18 protein-coding genes are annotated in these 18940 nt (G+C 72.6%); 7 read left to right on the top strand and 11 right to left on the bottom strand.

Features of this window, described 5'->3' with window-relative positions:
• Positions 1-25 precede the first annotated feature (25 nt).
• Together bioB and JT1_RS13185 are read right to left on the bottom strand one after the other, a co-directional pair.
• Positions 26-1084, bottom strand: coding sequence for a biotin synthase BioB (gene bioB, locus JT1_RS13190; protein WP_068327279.1), 1059 nt, complete (start codon positions 1082-1084; stop codon positions 26-28).
• Positions 1085-1170: 86 nt separating this feature from the next.
• On the bottom strand, positions 1171-2208 hold the full coding sequence (locus tag JT1_RS13185; protein WP_068327276.1) for a zinc-binding dehydrogenase: 1038 nt from the start codon (positions 2206-2208) through the stop codon (positions 1171-1173).
• Between the two features lie 97 nt (positions 2209-2305).
• Here JT1_RS13185 and JT1_RS13180 point away from each other — a divergent pair, with 97 nt between their 5' ends.
• Positions 2306-3682, top strand: a complete 1377-nt coding sequence (locus JT1_RS13180; RefSeq protein ID WP_169702002.1) for an MBL fold metallo-hydrolase RNA specificity domain-containing protein — start codon at positions 2306-2308, stop codon at positions 3680-3682.
• A 20-nt stretch (positions 3683-3702) separates the two neighbouring features.
• Here JT1_RS13180 and JT1_RS13175 read toward each other — a convergent pair whose 3' ends face one another.
• Both JT1_RS13175 and JT1_RS13170 read right to left on the bottom strand, forming a co-directional pair.
• Positions 3703-5454, bottom strand: coding sequence for a SulP family inorganic anion transporter (locus tag JT1_RS13175; protein ID WP_255218325.1), 1752 nt, complete (start codon positions 5452-5454; stop codon positions 3703-3705).
• Entirely contained in the window at positions 5451-6428 is a 978-nt protein-coding gene (locus JT1_RS13170; RefSeq protein WP_068327266.1) for a magnesium transporter, read from the bottom strand. Before JT1_RS13170 ends, JT1_RS13175 begins: the two co-directional genes overlap by 4 nt.
• 124 nt (positions 6429-6552) lie before the next feature.
• Between JT1_RS13170 and JT1_RS13165 the strand changes: the two genes are divergently transcribed.
• On the top strand, positions 6553-6891 hold the full coding sequence (locus tag JT1_RS13165) for a hypothetical protein (RefSeq protein ID WP_068327264.1): 339 nt from the start codon (positions 6553-6555) through the stop codon (positions 6889-6891).
• On the opposite strand, the gene JT1_RS13160 is transcribed toward JT1_RS13165, so the two are convergent.
• The 3 genes from JT1_RS13160 to JT1_RS13150 form a co-directional block, all read right to left on the bottom strand.
• A complete protein-coding gene (locus JT1_RS13160; protein ID WP_068327261.1) occupies positions 6892-8106 on the bottom strand; it encodes an ATP-binding protein in 1215 nt (404 codons plus the stop codon).
• Positions 8107-8185: 79 nt separating this feature from the next.
• Positions 8186-8533 carry a helix-turn-helix transcriptional regulator gene (locus tag JT1_RS13155; RefSeq protein WP_082807670.1) on the bottom strand — a complete coding sequence of 116 codons (348 nt, stop codon included), beginning with the start codon at positions 8531-8533 and terminating at the stop codon, positions 8186-8188.
• 3 nt (positions 8534-8536) lie between these two features.
• A complete protein-coding gene (locus tag JT1_RS13150; RefSeq protein WP_068327255.1) occupies positions 8537-8977 on the bottom strand; it encodes a hypothetical protein in 441 nt (146 codons plus the stop codon).
• Here JT1_RS13150 and JT1_RS13145 point away from each other — a divergent pair, their 5' ends adjacent.
• The 5 genes from JT1_RS13145 (at position 8978) to JT1_RS13125 (ending at position 14210) form a co-directional block, all read left to right on the top strand.
• Positions 8978-10453 (top strand): NAD-dependent malic enzyme, encoded by a 1476-nt coding sequence (locus tag JT1_RS13145; protein WP_068327252.1) that lies wholly within the window; start codon positions 8978-8980, stop codon positions 10451-10453.
• A gap of 67 nt (positions 10454-10520) precedes the next feature.
• On the top strand, positions 10521-11300 hold the full coding sequence (locus tag JT1_RS13140) for a fructosamine kinase family protein (protein ID WP_068327249.1): 780 nt from the start codon (positions 10521-10523) through the stop codon (positions 11298-11300).
• Positions 11301-11388: 88 nt separating this feature from the next.
• Positions 11389-12678, top strand: a complete 1290-nt coding sequence (locus tag JT1_RS13135; protein ID WP_169702001.1) for a sensor histidine kinase — start codon at positions 11389-11391, stop codon at positions 12676-12678.
• On the top strand, positions 12675-13349 hold the full coding sequence (locus JT1_RS13130; protein ID WP_068327243.1) for a response regulator: 675 nt from the start codon (positions 12675-12677) through the stop codon (positions 13347-13349). The genes JT1_RS13135 and JT1_RS13130 overlap by 4 nt, the downstream gene beginning before the upstream one ends.
• 3 nt (positions 13350-13352) lie before the next feature.
• Positions 13353-14210: a DUF4097 family beta strand repeat-containing protein gene (locus JT1_RS13125; RefSeq protein ID WP_068327240.1), complete on the top strand. Its 858-nt coding sequence runs from the start codon at positions 13353-13355 to the stop codon at positions 14208-14210.
• Between the two features lie 23 nt (positions 14211-14233).
• Here JT1_RS13125 and JT1_RS13120 read toward each other — a convergent pair whose 3' ends face one another.
• Genes JT1_RS13120 through JT1_RS13105 form a run of 4 tightly spaced genes read right to left on the bottom strand, consistent with a single transcriptional unit; the run spans position 14234 to position 18832 of the window.
• Positions 14234-14878, bottom strand: a complete 645-nt coding sequence (locus tag JT1_RS13120) for a LutC/YkgG family protein (protein WP_068327237.1) — start codon at positions 14876-14878, stop codon at positions 14234-14236.
• A complete protein-coding gene (locus JT1_RS13115; RefSeq protein WP_068327234.1) occupies positions 14875-16341 on the bottom strand; it encodes a LutB/LldF family L-lactate oxidation iron-sulfur protein in 1467 nt (488 codons plus the stop codon). Before JT1_RS13115 ends, JT1_RS13120 begins: the two co-directional genes overlap by 4 nt.
• Entirely contained in the window at positions 16338-17102 is a 765-nt protein-coding gene (locus JT1_RS13110) for a (Fe-S)-binding protein (protein ID WP_211596829.1), read from the bottom strand. Before JT1_RS13110 ends, JT1_RS13115 begins: the two co-directional genes overlap by 4 nt.
• Positions 17099-18832, bottom strand: coding sequence for an L-lactate permease (locus tag JT1_RS13105; RefSeq protein ID WP_068327231.1), 1734 nt, complete (start codon positions 18830-18832; stop codon positions 17099-17101). Before JT1_RS13105 ends, JT1_RS13110 begins: the two co-directional genes overlap by 4 nt.
• Between the last annotated feature and the right edge of the window lie 108 nt (positions 18833-18940).

The raw sequence follows: 18940 nt of genomic DNA, 5'->3' as shown, positions 1-18940 counted from the left end.
GCCAGGGGCCGGGCCACAGTCGTGCTCACGCGTTCGCCGGGGCCTCGGTGCCCGCGCCACGGCGGCGGATGGTCGGGTCGGCGCCGGCGCCGGACGTGCCGTGCTCGGCGCCGAGGACGACGAAGCCGTTGTCGGCGAGCATCTCGAGGTCGGCCTGCGCGGCCTGGCCCTCGGAGGTCAGGTAGTCGCCGAGGAAGATCGAGTTGGCCACCTGCAGCGCGACCGCCTGCAACGAGCGCAGGTGCATCTCGCGGCCGCCGGCGATCCGCACCTCCCTGTCGGGGGCCACGAAGCGAGCCATCGTGAGGATCCGCAGGCAGCGAAGGGGGGTGAGCTCCCAGGTGTCCGCCAAGGGAGTGCCGTCGAAGGGCATGAGGAAGTTCACCGGGATCGAGTCCACGTCGAGGTCCCGCAGCGCGAAGAGCGCCTCGACGAGTTGTTCGTCGCTCTCGCCGAGACCGGCGATGAGCCCGGAGCAGGGTGAGAGGCCGGCGGACGTCGCCCTGCCGATCGTGTCGACCCGGTCCTCGTAGGTGTGCGTCTGGACGACGGCGTCGTGATGGGACTCGGCGGTGTTGATGTTGTGGTTGTAGGCGTCGACTCCCGCAGTGCGCAGCCGCTCGGCCTGTCCGTCCTTGAGCAGTCCGAGGCAGGCGCACACCTCGACGCCCTGGTCGGCCTCCTTGAGGGCCTCGGTCATCGCGACGACCTTGTCGATGTCGCGCTCCGAGGGTCCGCGCCCGGAGGCGACCAGGCACACGCGGGTCGCGCCGCCGCGCAGACCGGCGGAGGCCTGGTCGATGGCCTCGTCGGTCGACAGCCACGAGTACGTGAGGATCGGCGCCTGCGAGCCGAGGGCCTGGGAGCAGTAGCTGCAGTTCTCCGGGCACAGCCCCGACTTGAGGTTGACGAGGTAGTTGACCTTGACGGTGTTGCCGAAGTGCTCGCGGCGCAGCCGGGCCGCGGCCACGACCGCGGCCATGACCTCCTCGTCGTCCGTGCGCAGCACGGCGAGCGCGTCGGCCTCGGTGGCCCGGCCTCCCTCGAGGATCCGGTCGGCGAGCTGGTCGAACGTGGTGGTCATGGCGCCCCTTCGGTGAACGTCGTTCAGTGAACGACGTTCAGGCTACCCGGCCGCGCTCCGGGTGGGCGTCAGGCAGCGAAGGGAGTTCAGCGCCCAGGGGCGACGATCGTCATGCCCGCGACTGGTGCGGTGTCGAAGCCGGGCAGCAGCGCCGCGGCCTCCTCGAGACCGATGGTCCGCTCGACGAGCCGCTGGGGCTGGAGCGCTCCCGACTCGATGAGCGCGAGCATGCCCGGGTAGTCGACAGCGGCCATGCCGTGGCTCCCGAGCAGGTCGAGCTCCCACCCGATGACGCGCGCCATCGGCACCCGGGGGTGCCCGTCGACCGGTGGCAGCAGGCCGACCTGCACGTGCCGGCCGCGCCGCCGCAGGCTGTGGATCGCGGCGGCGCAGGTCTGCTCGCTGCCCACCGCGTCGACCGCGACGTGGCTCCCACCGACGGTGCGAGCCGTGACCGCTGCGCCGACGTCCCGGCCGTCGGCGAGGACGACGTGCTCTGCACCGAGATCCGTTGCGAGAGCGAGCGCTTCGGGATTGCGGTCAACCGCGACGACCCGGGCCCCGAGGGCGCGGGCGATCATCACGGCACTCAGCCCGACGCCGCCGGCCCCGACGACGGTGACCCACTCTCCCTTCGCCACTGCGGCGCGGGCGACGAGGGCGCGGTAGGCGGTGGCGAAGCGGCACCCGAGGCTGGCTGCCGTCGCGAAGTCGATGCCCTGCGGGAGCGCGACGAGGTTGGTGTCGGCAGCGTGCAGCGCGACCCGCTCGGCGAACGAGCCCCAGTGCGTGAAGCCGGGCTGCTCCTGGTCGGGGCACACCTGCGCCTCGCCGGCGGCGCACCACTCGCACCGGCCGCACCCGCAGACGAAGGGCACCGTCACCCGGTCGCCGACCCGCCACCGCTCCACGCCCGCGCCGACCTCGCTGACGACACCCGCCAGCTCGTGGCCGGGCACGTGCGGCCAGGCGATGTCGTCGTGCCCGGCCCAGGCGTGCCAGTCGCTGCGGCAGACCCCGGTCGCCTCGACCTGCACGACCACCCCACCGTCGGGGGCGAAGGGGGCCTCCACCTCCCTGACCTCTGGCTGGGCTCGGACGCTGTCGATGACCACCGCTCGCATGCGCCCATCCTGACGCACAGGGCACTTGGTCCCTTCACGATCGGTCGTCTCGCGCACACCATGGCAGTGAGGCAGTCGGACGCACATCGGAGGACCCGTGACCACGACCCTGACCTTCCTCGGTGCTGCAGGGACCGTCACCGGTAGTGCCTTCCTGATCCAGGACGGGCGCGCCGGGACACTGGTCGACTGCGGGCTCTACCAGGGTGAGCGGCGGTGGCGCCGCCTCAACTGGGACCGGCGGGACCTGTCGGTCCGGGGGCTCGACGACGTCGTGGTGACCCACGCGCACCTGGATCACTGCGGTTACCTCCCGGCGTTGGTGCGACAGGGGTACAGGGGGCCGATCTGGGCGACCGACTCCACCGCCGCCCTGGCCGAGATCGTGCTGCTCGACAGCGCCCACCTGCAGGAGGAAGACGCTCGGCAGGCCGCCGAGGGCAGGTCGCGGCACAACCCGCCCCTGCCCCTGTACACCGTCGGCGACGCGGCGAGGGCCGTTCGCCTCTTCAGGTCCCAGGCGTACGAGGAGCCCTTCACGCTCACCTCGGGGGGCACGGTCACGCTGAGCCGGGCCGGCCACATCCTCGGCTCGGCCTGCGCGCTGGTCGACGTCGGTGGTGCCACCACCTTGTTCTCGGGGGATCTCGGTCGCCGAGCGCACCCGCTGCTCAAGCCGCGCGCAGCCCCACCCCAGGCGCAGTACGTGGTGATGGAGTCGACCTACGGCGACCGCACCCATCCCCACGCGGCCGACGACGCGCACGAGATCCTCGCCGACGCCGTCCGACGCACGATCAACCGCGGCGGCTCCGTGGTCATCCCGGCCTTCGCCGTCGACCGCACCGAGCTCGTCCTCCTGGCCTTGGCCCGGCTGCGCGAGCAGGGGGCCATCCCCGACGTCCCGGTCTACGTCGACAGCCCCATGGCTCTGCGCGCCCTGGAGGTGTACTCGCGCCCCGAGTCCGCCGATGAGCTCGTCGGCGACGGACTCGGTGAGCTGGCCGCCCTTCGCGACCTCCGCACGGCACGCACGTCCGACGAGTCCAAGGCCCTGAACAACCCGGGTAGGCCGTGCATCATCGTGTCCGCCTCAGGGATGGCCACCGGCGGACGGGTGATCCACCACCTGCGCGAGCTGCTGCCCCACCCGCGCAACTGCGTGGTCCTGACGGGTTACCAGGCCGTCGGGACCCGGGGCTGGGCCCTGGTGGAGGGCGCCAGGGAGGTCAAGCTCCTGGGCGAGTACGTCCGCGTCCGCGCCGAGGTCGTGGACGACGGCGGGTTCTCCGTCCACGCCGACAGCGAGGACCTCCTGGACTGGTTGCAGGCCATGCCGGCAGAACCCGAGTGCGTCTACCTCGTCCACGGTGAACCCGACGCGAGTGCCGCCCTGGCCGCCCGGATCCGCGATGCCTTCGACTGCTCCGTCGTCGTCCCGCGCCTCGGCGAGAAGGTCGTCCTCGGCCCCTGAGCCAGGGTCTGCGCCACGGCTCAGGGCGCACCGGGCCCGGTGCCGTCACGCAGCCCCGGGGGCAGTGTCCCGTGTCGCTCGCGGTACCAGGCGGCATAGGCCTCGACGGCGGTCGGCAGGGTCATGAAGACCCGGTCGGCACCGATCCGCTCGACGAACCCGTCGCGCACCAGGTCGATGCGCAGCTCCTGCTTGACCCGGGCCAGGCCCAGCACGATGTCCCGGCGCTGCAGCTCGTGGTGGAGGTCGTTCAGGGCGTCCAGGGCGGTGATGTCGATGGTCACGTTCGCCTCGGCATTGAGGACCAGCCACTCCACGGGTGTCGGGGAGGTGTCGACGGCGCGAAGGGCGCGCCGCACGAAGTCCTGGGCGTTGGCGAAGAACAGGGGCGAGTCGTAGCGGTAGACGACCAAGCCGGTCACGGGCTGCGCCACGGGGTAGTCGGCGACGTCGTGCATGCCGGCCACCCCCGGGACGAACGCGAGGACCCCGTCGTGCGGCCGGGCCACCCGGTGCAGGAGATCCAGGACCGAGAGCCCGACAGCGACCAGGACACCCGTCAGCGGGCCGAGCAGCACGACGCCGAGGAAGGTCGCGAGGGACAGCCACAGCTCGGTGCGCCGGAAGCGGGCCAGACGCCGCACGTCGGCGACGTCGACGAGCCGAGTGGCGGCGTACACCACGACGGCACCCAGGGCAGCGGCCGGCACGACGGCGAGCACCGGTCCGGCGAGGGTCACCGCCAGGAGGACGGTGATCGTCGTCGCGACGGAGTGGAGCTGGGTCCGGCTCCCGGCCGCCGCACCGATGGCCGTGCGGCTGCCGCTGCTGCTCACCGGGAACCCGCGCACTGCGCCGGCTGCAAGGTTGGCGGCACCCAGCGCCAACAGCTCCTGGTTGTTGTCGACGACGTCACCGCGGCGCGTCGCGAACGCCCGGGCGGTGAGGACGTTGTCGGTGAACCCGACCAGGGCCACGCCCAGGGCCGCGGGGAGCAGCAGGGTGACGTCGTCCACCCCCAGGTGCGGCACCTCGAGCTCGGGAAGCGCTGACGCGACCGGGCCCACCACGGCGACGCCGCGCCCGGTGAGGTCGAGGAGGGCGACGGCTCCGGCGGCGAGCACGATGAGCAGCAGCGGCCCGGGCAGTCGCGGGGCCTGCCAGCCCGCGAGGAACACCAGGCCGAGCAGGGTCAGGGCCAGGATCCCGGTGGGTGCGTGGATGTCGCCCACGTGCCGCAGGGCGAAGGCGACCTGGTCCAGGACACTGCCCTCGGGGACGTCCAACCGGGTGAGGTTGCCGATCTGGCTCACCATCATGAGAGCAGCGATCCCGCCCATGTACCCGTCGAGCACCGGTCGGGAGAGGGCCTCCGCGACGAAGCCCAGACGCAGCACCCAGCCCATCACGCAGATGGCCCCGACCAGCACGGCCAGGGTCGCTGCGCGAGCGGCGTACTCCTGCGCGTCCTGCAGGCCCAGGGTGCCGAGGGCGACGGCCGTCATCAACGCGGTGGTGGACTCGGGACCCACGGACAGCTGGGGGGAGGAGCCGAGGACGGCATACACCGACAACGCGGCCATGGCCGCCCACAGGCCGGCCACAGGTGGGAGACCCGCCACCGCGGCATACGCCATCACCTGCGGGACCAGGTAGGCCGCGATCGTCACGCCCGCCACCAGGTCCCCTCGCAGCAGGTCTCGGTGGTAGCCCCGCATCGCGGAGACTCCGGGCGCGAGGCCACGGACGTCGAGGCGGGGTCGTTGTCTCACACCGCGACCTGCGCGGCGATCGCGAAGTAGATCGTCACCGACAGGACGTCCTGGATCACGGTCGCCAGCGGACCGGAGCCGAAGGCCGGGTCCGAGCCGAAGCGGTGGAAGACCCAGGGCAGCGCCAGCGCGACCACGGTGGCGATGCTCGAGGCCGCCACGATGGCCAGGCCGACGGCCAGGCCGACGCCTGCGTCACCCCAGATGGTGGCGACCATGCACAGGGCCACCGCACCGAGCACCAGCCCCAGGGCCACCCCGGACTCCAGCTCGCGTCGGGCGAAGCGGCGGATGCCGACACCCAGCGACAGGCCGCGGATGGCCAGGGCCTCGGTCTGGGTTCCCACGGCGTCGGCGAGGTAGACGACTCCGGGGAGGAAGTAGGCGATGAGGACCTGCTGACGCAGCGTGTCCTCGAACCCGCCGACGACTCCCGCGGCGAGCAGGGCACCCGCCAGGCCCACGACGAGCCATGGGAGGCGATGGCGCAGACGGCGCGCCACCGGTTCCAAGGTGGCGGCCAGCGCGGTCGCGGTCGAGTGGGCGAAGCCACCCAGCCGAGCCAGGTCCTCGTCGTGCTCGGCGTGCAGGACCGCGACGAAGGCGGCCGGCGTCACGATGCCCTGGAAGCGGGCGCCGCGGTCGACCACGGCCAGGACGGTTCCTCCACGCTGCACGGCCCGCCAGACCGCGGGCTCCTGTCGGGTGTCGAGCTCCACGGTGGGCGGGTCGGGGTCCATCAGCTCGCTCATCACGGCCTCGGCCGGTGCAGCCAGGAGTGACTCGATCGACACCAGACCCGCCAGGTGGTCGCCGTCGAGCACCGCCAGCACGTGGACCGTCGCGAAGTGATGCCCCAGCAGCCGCGACACCACCAGGTCTGCCCGGTCGTGGGGCGAGACCCTCGGGACGTCCGCGGTGAGGTGCTGGGCCACCGTCCCCCGAGTGCCGGCGACCCCTGCTGTCCACCCCATGTCTCCTCCTCGGGACGGCACGGCCGGGCGCGCCACCACGTGGTCCACACTTCCACCGCTCCGGCGGGGCGGGCAGGGACCAATGGCCCTGACGCCATGACGTCACCGGCAGCAGGATGGGCCCATGTCCGCACCATCAGCCCGACGGGCCCTGCGCATGCTGATGGCTCTCGTGGTGGTCGCGCTCCTGCTGTCGTCCTGCGCTGCCGGCCCCAACACCCTCGTGGACACGCAGCCGCAGAGCGGGTTCCTCATGGGTCTGTGGCACGGGTCCATCTCACCGATCACGTTCGTGGTCTCGCTCTTCGACGAGGACGTGACGATCTACGAGGTCCACAACACGGGCCACTGGTACGACCTCGGTTTCGTCCTGGGGTGCTCGGTGGCGTTCTCGGCGGCCGCCCGTTCCGGTGGGGCGGGTTCCTCCCGATCACGACGTCGAGGCCCCGGCTCCCCGAGCTGATCAGGTCTGCTCGCGCAGGTACCGCCCGAAGTGCGGCACCGTGAAGGCGATCCGCCCCCGCTCGGCGGAGTAGATCAGGCCCTTCTTGAGCAGCGCGTCCCGGGCGGGGGAGAGCGACTGCGGCTTCTTGCCGAGCGTGCTCGCGACCTCGGAGGTCAGGACGGACTCGATGTCGTCGAGGGCCTCCTCCCCCTTCGCCGCGATGCCGGCCGCGACGTCCGCCATCGCCCGCAGGTACTCGCGCTCGCCGGGCGTCGCCCGCTCGTACCGCGAGCCGAAGAAGCCCACCGCCAGCTCCGACTCGGCCTCGGGCGAGGCGACCCGCACGTCCTCGGCGCGGATCGGCGACTGCGGCGCCTGGTCCCACACCGCCTTGCCGTACGCCTGGATGAAGTACGGGTAGCCGCCCGTCGCGACGTACAGCGCGTCGAGCGCGCCCTGCTCGAACTCCGCGAGCTCGTCGGCCGCCGGCGCGGTGAGCGCCCGGTCGGCCTCCTCGCGGGCGAGCCGGCCGATCCGCTGGTACCGGAAGAGCCGCTCGCTGTACGACTTGCTCGCCGAGAGCACCGCCGGCAGGTGCGGCAGGCCCGCGCCGACGACGATGAGCGGCAGCCCCGACTGGCTCATCTCGTGGCAGGCGGCGCAGATCGCAGAGATGTCCTCCGGCCCGAGGTCCTGCATCTCGTCGATGAAGACCGCGACACCCCGCCCGAGGTCCGCGGCCAGACCCCCGACGTCGGTGAAGAGCTCGACGAGGTCGATCTCGATGTCGCCCGAGTCCGCGCGCCCCTTGATGGCGGGCGCGTCGATGCCGGGGTTCCACACCTCGCGCAGCTTGGTCCCGGGCTTCGCGTCGCGCTGGGCGAAGGACTTGATGACGCCGAGCACGTGCTCGACCTCCTCCTCCTGGGTGTGCCCGAGCTCGCGCACCGCCTGGTGCAGCGCGCTCGCCAGCGGGCGGCGCAGGCCGAGCTCGGGGCGCGCCTCGAGCTTGCCGGTGCCCCACTTCGCGCGGACGGCAGCCGAGCGCAGCTGGTTGAGCAGCACCGTCTTGCCGACCCCCCGCAGCCCGGTGAGGACGAGGGAGCGCTCCGGCCGGCCGCTGACGATGCGCTTGAGCACGACGTCGAAGCGCGTCAGCTGCTCGTCGCGGCCGGCGAGCTCGGGTGGGCGCTGGCCGGCGCCGGGGGCATAGGGGTTGGTGATCGGGTCCACGATGCGACCGTATCCGGGCCTCTAGGCAGATCCGGATATTGACGCAGATGCAGCGATCGGCGCGTCGCGGGCCACGGGCTCACCCGAGGTCGGCCAGGACCTCGCCGAGCTCCTGCCGTGAGTGGATGGCCAGCTTCGAGTACGCCTTGCGCAGGTGGTACTCGATGGTCTTGGGGCTGAGGAAGAGCGCGGCCGCGGCCTCGCGGGTCGTCCTCCCGTCGGCCAGCAGCAGGCACACCTGCAGCTCCTGCGGCGTGAGCGAGTCCGGGCCCGTCGGTGCCCTGGGCGGCACGCGCTCGCCGGTCGCGGCCAGCTCCACCCGCGCGCTCTCCGCCCAGAGCCCGGCCCCGAGGTCCTCGAAGGTCGACAGCGCCTCCCGCAGCACCGGGCGGGCATCGACGCGACGCCCCGCGCGGCGCAGCCTCATCCCTTACGCCAGACGGGTCCGGGCCGCCTCGAAGGTGTCCCGTGTCCTGGCATGGGACACCAGCGCCAGGGCGAAGGGGGCGTCGCACGCCTCGTCGGGGGCGACCAACCCGAGCGCCCGCTGCACGCGCGCCACGGTCCACGGCCGGGCGTCGGGGCCGGCGACGCTCGCGTAGCGCCGGGCGGCGCGGGTGGCGGCCTCGACCTCACCCACGCGCAGGAGCGCGTCCACGAGGTCCGGCCCGGGGTCGAGGTTCGCGTCGCCGACCCCGAGCTCGTCCAGCCGGGTCACGAGCAAGGTCAGCCGCTCGGCCGCCTGGGCCGACCGGCCCTCCGACAGCTCGAGCTCCCCCCTGGCCAGCTCGCACCAGATCTGCGCGACGCCGGGCTGGCACCCGTCGCGGGCTGTCGAGGACCATCGTTGCGACGGTGAGAGACTGGTCACATGCCTGCCGCAACGCCTTCGTCGTACTCCGTCACCATCCGCCTGCACACCTCGCCCGACTACGCCGTCGTCGGCCGCATCGCCACCGCGATCGCCGAGCAGGGCGGCATCGTCACCGCCGTCGACATCGCCGACTCGCGCCACGACCGGCTCGTCATCGACGTGACCTGCTCCGGCTTCGACGTCGACCACACCGACGACCTCGTCGAGGCCGTGGAGGCCATCGACGGCGTCAAGGTGCACAAGGTCTCCGACCGCACCTTCCTGCTCCACCTCGGCGGCAAGATCGCGGTGCAGTCCAAGGTCGCGCTCAGGACCCGTGACGACCTGTCCATGGCGTACACGCCGGGTGTCGGGCGCGTCTCCTCCGCGATCGCCAAGCACCCCGAGGACGCCCGCCGCCTGACGATCAAGGGCAACAGCGTCGCCGTCGTCACCGACGGCTCGGCCGTCCTCGGCCTGGGCAACATCGGCCCCGAGGCCGCCATGCCGGTCATGGAGGGCAAGGCGGCCCTGTTCAAGCAGTTCGCCGACATCGACGCCTGGCCGATCTGCCTCGCCTCCCAGGACACCGAGGAGATCATCCGCGCGGTCGAGATGATCGCCCCCGGCTTCGGCGGCATCAACCTCGAGGACATCGCCGCCCCGCGCTGCTTCGAGATCGAGCGCCGGCTGCGCGAGAGCCTCGACATCCCCGTCTTCCACGACGACCAGCACGGCACCGCCATCGTCGTCCTCGCCGCCCTGCGCAACGCGCTGCGCGTCGTCGACAAGTGGCTCGAGGAGGTGCGCATCGTCGTCTCCGGCGGCGGCGCCGCGGGCTCGGCGATCGTCACCCTGCTCCTCGCGGCCGGCGCCCAGGACGTCGTCGTCTACGACCGCGAGGGCCTGCTCTCCGCCGACGACGAGTCGCTGAGCGGTGCCAAGCGCGAGCTGGCCGAGCGCACCAACCCCCGCCGGGTCCGCGGCACCCTCGCCGACGGTCTGCAGGGCGCCGACGTCTTCATCGGCGTCTCCGCGCCCAACCTGCTCAAGGCCGAGTGGATCCGCGACAACATGGCGCAGGACCCGATCGTCTTCGCGCTCGCCAACCCGGACCCGGAGATCGACCCCGCCGAGGCCGCCAAGTACGCGAAGGTCGTCGCCTCCGGCCGCAGCGACTACCCCAACCAGATCAACAACGTCCTCGCCTTCCCCGGCGTCTTCCGCGGGCTGCTCGACGCGCACGCCGAGAACGTGACCGTCGAGATGCTCATCCGCGCCGCCGACGCCATCGCCGCGGTCGTCAAGGACGAGGAGATCAACCCCTCGTACATCATCCCGAGCGTCTTCCACCCCGATGTCGCCGACACCGTGGCCGTCGCGATCGCCGGCGAGGGCAAGACCTCCGCGGGCGCGACCGGCCCGATCAAGGTGGGCTCGCGCTCGACCGCGGCCCCCGTCGACGAGACGGGCGTGCTCCCGCGCGTGCGGTGATCCCTCGAGACGGTTGCCGCGCAACCTCCTCGGGGAGCGGGCCGGTGCGAGTGGCAGGCTGGCTCACGTGAAGCCTCCCCGCACCTACCGCAAGGACACCTCCGCCGCACCGCGCGGCTACTCCTCCTGGGAGGCCGCCGGGCTGCTGTGGCTCGCCGAGGCGCAGGCCTCGGGCGGTGCGCGGGTCGCCGAGCTGCAGGACGTCGACCTGGGCCACATCGACCTGCTCCAGTACGACCCGGCGCCGTCGACCAACGTCCAGGCCGACGACCTGGGTGTCGCGCTCGCCGCGACCCACGCCGCCGGCGCCCCGGCCTTCGGGGCGCCGCCGGCGCGCTGGAGCAGCCACGGGTTCATCGGCCCGGCCGACTCGCCGCTGCCCATGCCGCTGGAGCCGACCGACTCGTGGGGCGCCTTCTTCGCCGAGCAGCGCATCCGCCACCTGCTGCGCATCGGCCGGTCCAAGGACCTGTGGGCCGACGAGACCGACGTCTTCGAGCGGGTCGCGACCCGGCTCGAGTCCGGCGAGCTCGACGACGGCCGCCCGCCGGCCCGCATCCACGGTGACCTGTGGGCGGGCAACATCCTGTGGACCCGGCAGGGCGCCGTCCTCATCGACCCCGCCGCGCACGGTGGGCACGCGGAGACCGACCTCGCGATGCTGCTGCTCTTCACCGCGCCGCACATCGCGCGGATCATCGCCGCCTACGACGAGGCCGCGCCCCTCGCCGACGGCTGGCAGGAGCGCGTCGGCCTCCACCAGCTCTTCCCCGTCATGGTCCACGCGGTCGTCTACGGCGGCGAGTACGTGACCCAGGCCGTCGACATGGCCCGCGCCTACGCCTGACCGCCGGTGTCGAAGGGGGGACATCCCCCCTTCGACCTGGGGGAGGACGGGGCAGACCCGCGGCACCCGCCCTGCCTAGGTTGGTCACGTGACCACAGCAACCATGACGCCGCCCCGGGAGCGCACCGGTCTCCCCCTCCGCTGGTTCGCCGGCTGGGGGAGCGTGCTCCTCCTCCTCACGAGTGCCCTCACCTCGATCCTCGGTATGGTCCTCGTCTCCCTCGTCGTCGCCTCGGTGCTGCTCATCAGCGCCGGCGGCGTGGGGATCTTCCTGCTCGTCCCGCTCCTGTGGCTCTGCGGGGTGATCGGCCACGCCGAGCGGCACCGGGTCATCGCCCTGTCCGGGCGCAGCGTGCACCCGCCGGCGCGCGTGGAGCAGCCGCTGTGGCGCCGTCTCTTCCTCGACGTGCACTCCTGGCGCAGCACGGCCTACCTCGCGTTGCACTCGCTGTGGGGCTTCGTCACCGGCTGGCTGACGCTCGCGGTCCTCACCCAGGCGCTGCTCGTCCTCCTCCTGCCGCTCTTCGCCGGGAGCATCCCGGACCGCGGCTTCCTCGTCTTCGGCCTGGTGCGCGTCGACGGGACCATCGCGACCGCGTCCGTGTGGACCGGTGCCCTCGTCACGCTCATCCTCATGCCGCTCGTGGCGCACCTGCTCACATCGGTCGACGTCATGCTCGCCCGCTGGCTCCTCGGCCGCGACGAGCGCCGGGTCGTCGAGCACCTGGCCGCCCGCGTCGACACCCTCACCGACTCCCGCCGCGAGGCCGTGGACTCCGTCGAGGCCGAGCGCCGGCGCATCGAGCGCGATCTGCACGACGGCCCGCAGCAGCGGATGGTCTCGATCGCGATGACCCTCGGCATGGCCAAGGAGGCCATCCACCGCGACCCCGACGCCGCCGCCGAGCTCGTCGACGAGGCGCACCGCTCCGCGAAGGAGGCCATCGTCGAGATGCGCCACGTCGCCCGCGGCATCGTCCCGCCGATCCTCGCCGACCGCGGGCTCGAGGCCGCCCTGCCGGCCCTGGCCGCCCGCTCCGCCGTCCCGACCTCGGTCGACGTCCGCGACGTCGGGCGGCTCGACCCGACGACCGAGGCGATCGCCTACTTCGTCGTCAGCGAGGCCCTGACCAATGTCGCCAAGCACTCCGGCGCCGCCCACGCCGAGGTCGACGTCACCACGAACGACGGCCACCTCGTCGCCGTCGTCACCGACGACGGCCGAGGCGGTGCAGACCCCAGCCTCGGCACCGGCCTGACGGGGCTGCGCCAGCGGCTCACGGCCGTCGACGGGACGCTCGACGTGTCGTCCCCGAGCGGTGGGCCGACGCGGCTCACCGCCACCCTCCCCCTTCGCACCGGACGGAGCCTGCGATGACCGACACCCAGCCCACCCCCACCAAGGTCGTCCTCGCCGAGGACTCCGCGCTCCTGCGCGACGGGATCGTGCGCCTGCTGGGCTCGGCCGGCTTCGACGTCGCGGCCGCGTGCCCCGACGCCGAGAGCTTCCTCGTGGCGGTCGACGAGCACGAGCCCGACCTCGTCGTCGTCGACGTGCGGATGCCCCCGACCTTCACCTCCGAGGGCATCGTCGCGGCGCTGCGGGTGCGCGAGTCGCACCCCGAGACCGCGGTCATGGTCCTCTCGCAGTACGTCGAGGAGCAGTACGCGACCGAGCTCGTCGCGTCGCGGTCGAAGGGGGTCGGGTACCTCCTCAAGGACCGCGTGGCCGACACGAGCGACTTCATCGCCGCGCTGCACGACGTCGCCGGCGGCGGGACCGTCCTGGACCCCGAGGTCGTCACCCAGCTGCTCACCCGGGCCCGCCACGCCGACCCGCTCGCCGCGCTCACCCCCCGGGAGCGGGACGTCCTGGACCTCATGGCCCAGGGCCGCACCAACTCCGCGATCGGCAAGGCGCTGTACATCTCCGACGGGGCCGTGGAGAAGCACGTGACCTCGATCTTCACCAAGCTCGACCTGCCTCCGGCCGACGGCGACCACCGACGGGTGCTCGCCGTGCTCCGCTGGCTCGACCAGGAGGACTGACCCGTGACGAGCACACCCACCACCCCGCTGCCCCCTCGTCCCGGGGAGCCCACGGACCCCGAGCTGCGCGAGCGGTACCGCGACGACGCCGCGGAGCAGCGCGCGCAGCGCCGCACCGCGGCCGGACGGGCGGCCGCCGAGGCGCCGCCCTCGCGCACGCCGCGCGGACCGATCCTGGCCCTCGCCGGGCTCGTCTCGCTGGTCCTCGTCCTGCTCGCCGGCCTGAGCCTCGTCGGGCCGATGCTCAAGCAGACCGAGACGACCGAGCAGGCACTGCCCGCGGCGTCCGCCGTCCGCATCGAGGGCGACGTCGGGGCCATCCGGGTCCGCGCCGCCGAGCCGGGCGAGCGGCCCAAGGTCGTCATGACGAGCGAGTGGGGCCTGCGCAGGCCGACGACCACCGTGCGCGAGAGCGACGGCACGGCCCGGCTGACCTCCCGCTGCCCCTCGTGGGGCCCGGGCACGGTCTGCAGCGTCGACTGGCTGGTCGTCGTGCCGCCCGCGAGCGACCTGACGATCGAGCACGGTGTCGGTGACATCCAGGTCGAGGGCCTGTCCGGGGACGTCGACGTGGAGGCGGGCGTCGCGGACGTGACGATCGCCCGGTCCACCGGCGAGGACGCGAGCATCCACCTCGGGGTCGGCGCGATCGACTACGAGGCCACCGAGCCGCCACGGGAGGTCGACCTGAGCGTCGGCGTCGGCGAGGCCCGCGTCCGTGTCCCCGACACCGTGCCCTACCGGGTGACGACGCAGGGCGGGGCCTCGGACATCACCAACACCATCGGCAGCGACCCCACGGCCGAGCGCAGGATCCGGGTGGAGTCCGGTGTGGGCGCGATCATGATCGACCCGAGCTGACCTCCCCTTCGTCCCGCGGGACGTCAGGCGTCGACGAGGAGGACGACGAGGGTCCGCGGACCGTGGACCCCCTCGACCCGCTGCAGCTCGATGTCGCTCGTGGCGCTCGGTCCGCTGATCCAGGTCAGCGGCCGGGCGTCGCCGGCGTCCGGCCGCAGCCGCGCCACCGCGTCCGGTACGTCCTGCACCACCTGGTCGGCGCGCACGACGCACACGTGGGTGTCCGGCACGAGGGTCAGCGCCCGCCGGCCCTGGTCCTCGCGGTGGTCCAGGACGATCGTGCCCGTGACCGCGATGCCCAGCGCCGCGGCGGTGACCACGGCGTCGGTGGCGTCGAGCTCGGCGTGCGTGCTCGTCCGCGACTCGCGTCGCACCTCGGCCACGCCCGCGACCGACTCCACCCAGGCCGGATCGAGGCCCTCGGGGACGACGACGCTGCGGCACCCGTTGCCGCGCAGGGCCGTCGCGATCGCCTCGGTGAGTCCGTCCGCGGGCACCCGGACGACCTCGGCCCGGTAGTCCCGCACCATCTCGACGAACTGCGTCAGGCCGTCCGCGTCGACGGCGCCGCTGCCGGTCAGCCGGTCCCGGGGGACGGAGCCGGCCTCGGTGGTGACGTCGGCGGTCGCCCCGCGCACCCGGTTGAGGATCTCCTCGCGCGCGCTCATCGGTCATCGCCTCTCTCGCGGGCCCACCACTGGCGGAAGGACTCGGTCGGTGGGGTGGGTACGTCGCGCGCGTCCGTCCAGGCGCCGAGGCCAGGCAGGGACCGGATCGTCCGGTCGGCGACGGCGCGCCCGACCAGGCCGGACACCTTCTGCGCGCCGGCCAGGCGCTTGGGGTCGGAGAGCACCCAGGCGGCGGCCCGCATGGCGGCACCCTCGGCGACATGGCCCTCGGCGGTGACCCGACCGCGCAGCTCGACGAGGAGCTCGGGGATGTTGATCCGTACCGGGCAGGCGTCGAAGCACGCGCCGCACAGACTCGAGGCATAGGGCAGCGACGCGTCGATGTCACTGCTCGTGCCCCGCAGCTGCGGGTTGAGGACCGCGCCGATCGGGCCCGGGTACACAGAGCCGTAGGCGTGGCCGCCGGTCCGCTCGTAGACGGGGCAGACGTTGAGGCAGGCCGAGCAGCGGATGCAGCGCAGGGCCTCGCGGCCGACGGTGTCGGCGAGGACGTGGCTGCGACCGTTGTCGAGCAGGATCACGTGCACGTCCTGGGGTCCGTCGCCGTCGTGCGCGCCGGTCCACATCGTCGTGTACGGGTTCATCCGCTCGCCCGTGCTGGAGCGGGGGAGCAGCTGCATCATCGGGGCCAGGTCGTCCCACGTGGGCAGGACCTTCTCGATCCCGACGACGGAGACGAGGGTCTCCGGCAGCGTGAGGCACATCCGCCCGTTGCCCTCGGACTCGACGACGACGAGCGTGCCGGTGTCCGCGATCGCGAAGTTGGCCCCGGAGATCCCCACCTTGGCGCGCAGGAACTTCTCCCGCAGGTGCAGCCGCGCGGCCTCGGCGAGGCGCGCCGGGTCGTCGGTGAGGTCCTCGGGCGCGGGGCGCCCGACCTTGGCCATCTCCCGGAGGAAGATCTCGCGGATCTCGCTGCGGTTGCGGTGGATCGCGGGTACGAGGATGTGGCTCGGACGATCGTGCCCGAGCTGCACGATGAGCTCGGCGAGGTCGGTCTCCCACGCGTGGATGCCCGCCTCCTCGAGCGCCTCGTTGAGCTCGATCTCCTGGGTCACCATGGACTTGACCTTGACGACCTCGTCGACCTCCTTGGCGCGGACGATCTCCAGCACGATCCGGTTGGCCTCGACGGCGTCCCGGGCCCAGTGGACCGTCGCGCCCTGCGCGGTGAGGGACTCCTCCAGCTGCTCGAGGTAGTCGCCCAGATGGGTGAGGGCCTCGTCCTTGGCGTCGGCCCCGGCGACCCGCAGCGCCTCCCACCCCGGCAGCTCCTCGACGACCGCGGCCCGCTTGTCGCGGATCGTGTGCGTCGCGTGCCGCAGGTTGCGTCGCTGCTGGGTGTTGTCGAGGGCCTCGCGGGCGGCGTCGGGGAAGGCCGGCATCCCGACGAAGGTCGGCGAGGTCTCCTGGACCGGTCCGCCGCGGGTCTGCGTGCTCATGAGGGGTCCTCCTCCGTGGATGCCAGGATCTCCGCCAGATGCATGTGCCGCACCCCGGACCGCTGCCGGTCGAGCATGCCGCCGATGTGGGCCAGGCAGGAGTTGTCGCTCGCGACGACGACCTCGGCGTCGGTCGAGCGGATGTTGCGGCACTTGTCCGCGCCCATCGCGACGGAGACGTCGGCGTTCTTCACCGCGAAGGTCCCGCCGAAGCCGCAGCACTCCGTGTCGCCCGGCAGGTCGACGAGCTCGAGCCCGCGGACCGCCCGGAGCAGCTGCAGCGGCTTGTCGCCGACCCGCAGCATGCGCAGGGAGTGGCACGTCGGGTGGTAGGTGACGCGGTGCGGGAAGTACGCGCCGACGTCCGTCACCCCGAGCACGTCGACGAGGAACTCGGACAGCTCGTGGACCTTGGGCGTCACCCGCTGCACCCGCTCGAGCAGGCGGTCCTCGCCCGCGTGCCGGGCGATGGTGGCGTGCTGCTCACGGACGGAGCCGACGCATGAGCCCGACGGCGCCACGACGGCGTCGTACCCCTCGAAGACGTCCGCGAAGCGCTGCACCATCGGGACGGCGTCGCGGCCGTACCCGGTGTTGGTGAGCACCTGGCCGCAGCAGGCCTGCTCCATCGGGAACTCCACCCGCACGCCGAGCCGCTCGAGGAGGCGGACCGTTGCCTTGGGGGTGTCGGGCCACATCGTGTCGTTGAAGCACGTGGCGAAGAGGGCGACGCGCAGGTCGGTGCGGGCCGGGGCGGTCACGGGAGCATCCACGACAGGACCGTCGACTGGAGGCCGACGAGCAGGCACATGACGAGGATGAGGCCGATGCTCCACGGGAGCACCTTGCGCAGGATCGCCGACTCCTGCCCGACGAGACCGACGGCCGTGGCCGCGATCGTGAGGTTCTGCGGGCTGATCATCTTGCCGACCACTCCTCCGGAGGTGTTGGCGGCGACGAGCAGGGTCGGGTCGATGCCGGCCCTCTCGGCGGCGCTTTGCTGCAGGGTAGCGAAGAGTGCGTTGGCGCTGGTGTCCGAGCCGGTGACGGCCGTGCCGATCCAGCCGAGCAGGGGCCTGAAGAAGGCGAACGCGGTGCCGGTCCCGGCGATCCACGCGCCGATGGTGATCGTCTGGCCGGAGAGGTTCATGACGTAGGCCAGGGCGAGGACCGAGGCGACGGTGAGGAAGGCCCACCGCATCTTGACCGCCGTCTCCTTCATCTCGGCGAAGAGGCCGGAGAAGCCGATGCCGTAGGCGAGGGCGACGACGACGGAGCAGACGAGGAGCATCGTGCCGGGCGAGGACAGCCAGGAGAAGGTGTAGGTCGCCGACCCGTTGACGCTGCCGTCGTGGTTGAGCACCTCGCCGGCCAGACCGGGCCACGGGATCTTGGCGTTGGTGCCGGTGAGCCAGGTGTCGACCGCCGGCACGAGCTTGGCGACGGAGAAGACGGCGACGACGAGGACGTAGGGGAACATCGCCCACGCGATGCGCCGCGGCGTGAGGGCCCGGGCCTGGGCGTCGAGCTCCTCGGGGGAGATGTGGTAGTCGCCGGCGGCGCCGGACGGGGCGCCGTCGGTGCCGGCGCCGACGGTGGCCAGCTGCTTCTCGCGCTCGACCTGCAGGGACTCGGTGGCCGCGTCGCCACCGGAGGGCTGCCACACGCGCAGGAAGGCGACGGCGACGGCGAGCGAGACGAGCGAGGCGATGATGTCGGTCATCTCGACCGAGATCCACGTGGCCGAGACCCACTGCGTGACGGCGAAGGTGATGCCGATGACGACGGCCGCCGGCCAGGTCTGGCGGACCCCCCTTCGCCCGTCGACCATGAAGACGAGCAGCAGCGGGACGAAGATCGCGATGACCGGGGCCTGGTGGCCGACGTAGGCGCCGATCTCCTGGTACGGGATCCCGGTGAGGTTGCCGGCGGTGAGGATCGGGATGGCGATGGCGCCGAAGGCGACGGGGGCGGTGTTGGCGAGCAGCACGACCGTGGCGGCGCGAAGGGGGGCGAAGCCGACGGCCATGAGCATGACGCCGGTGATGGCCACCGGGGCGCCGAAGCCGGCGAGGGCCTCGAGCAGCGCGCCGAAGCAGAAGGCGATGATGATCGCCTGGATGCGGGGGTCGTCGGAGATCAGACGGAAGGTCGCGCGCAGGTCCTCGAAGTGCCCCGACCGCACGGTCACCTGGTAGAGGACGATCGCCGTGAAGACGATCCACATGATCGGGAAGAGGCCGAAGACGGCGCCCTCGGTCGCGGCGAGGCCGGCGAGGGTGAGCGGCATCTTGAAGAAGATGACCGCCACGAGGATCGCGACCGCGACGGCGGAGAGGCCGGCCCAGTGGGCCTTCCACTTCAGGACGCCGAGAGTGACGAAGATCGTCACGAGGGGGAGCAGGGCCACGAGGGCGGAGATCGCGAGGCTGTCGGCCACGGGCGAGATCTCGGGTTGGAATGAGGTCGGTAGTGCGGCGAGCGTCGTCATCTCGTCCTCCGGTGCACGTCGTCGGGCGGGGAGCCAGCAATGGTCGGACCATTGCCCGGGTGGGACGATGATAGAGCCCCGGGAGGGCCCGAGTCAATGGTCGGACCA

Origin of the sequence: Janibacter terrae NBRC 107853, assembly GCF_001591405.1 — a bacterium.
Lineage (GTDB): Bacteria > Actinomycetota > Actinomycetes > Actinomycetales > Dermatophilaceae > Janibacter > Janibacter terrae.
The sequence above is the reverse complement of the archived record's forward strand: the minus strand, read 5'-3'. Positions and strand labels throughout refer to the sequence as shown.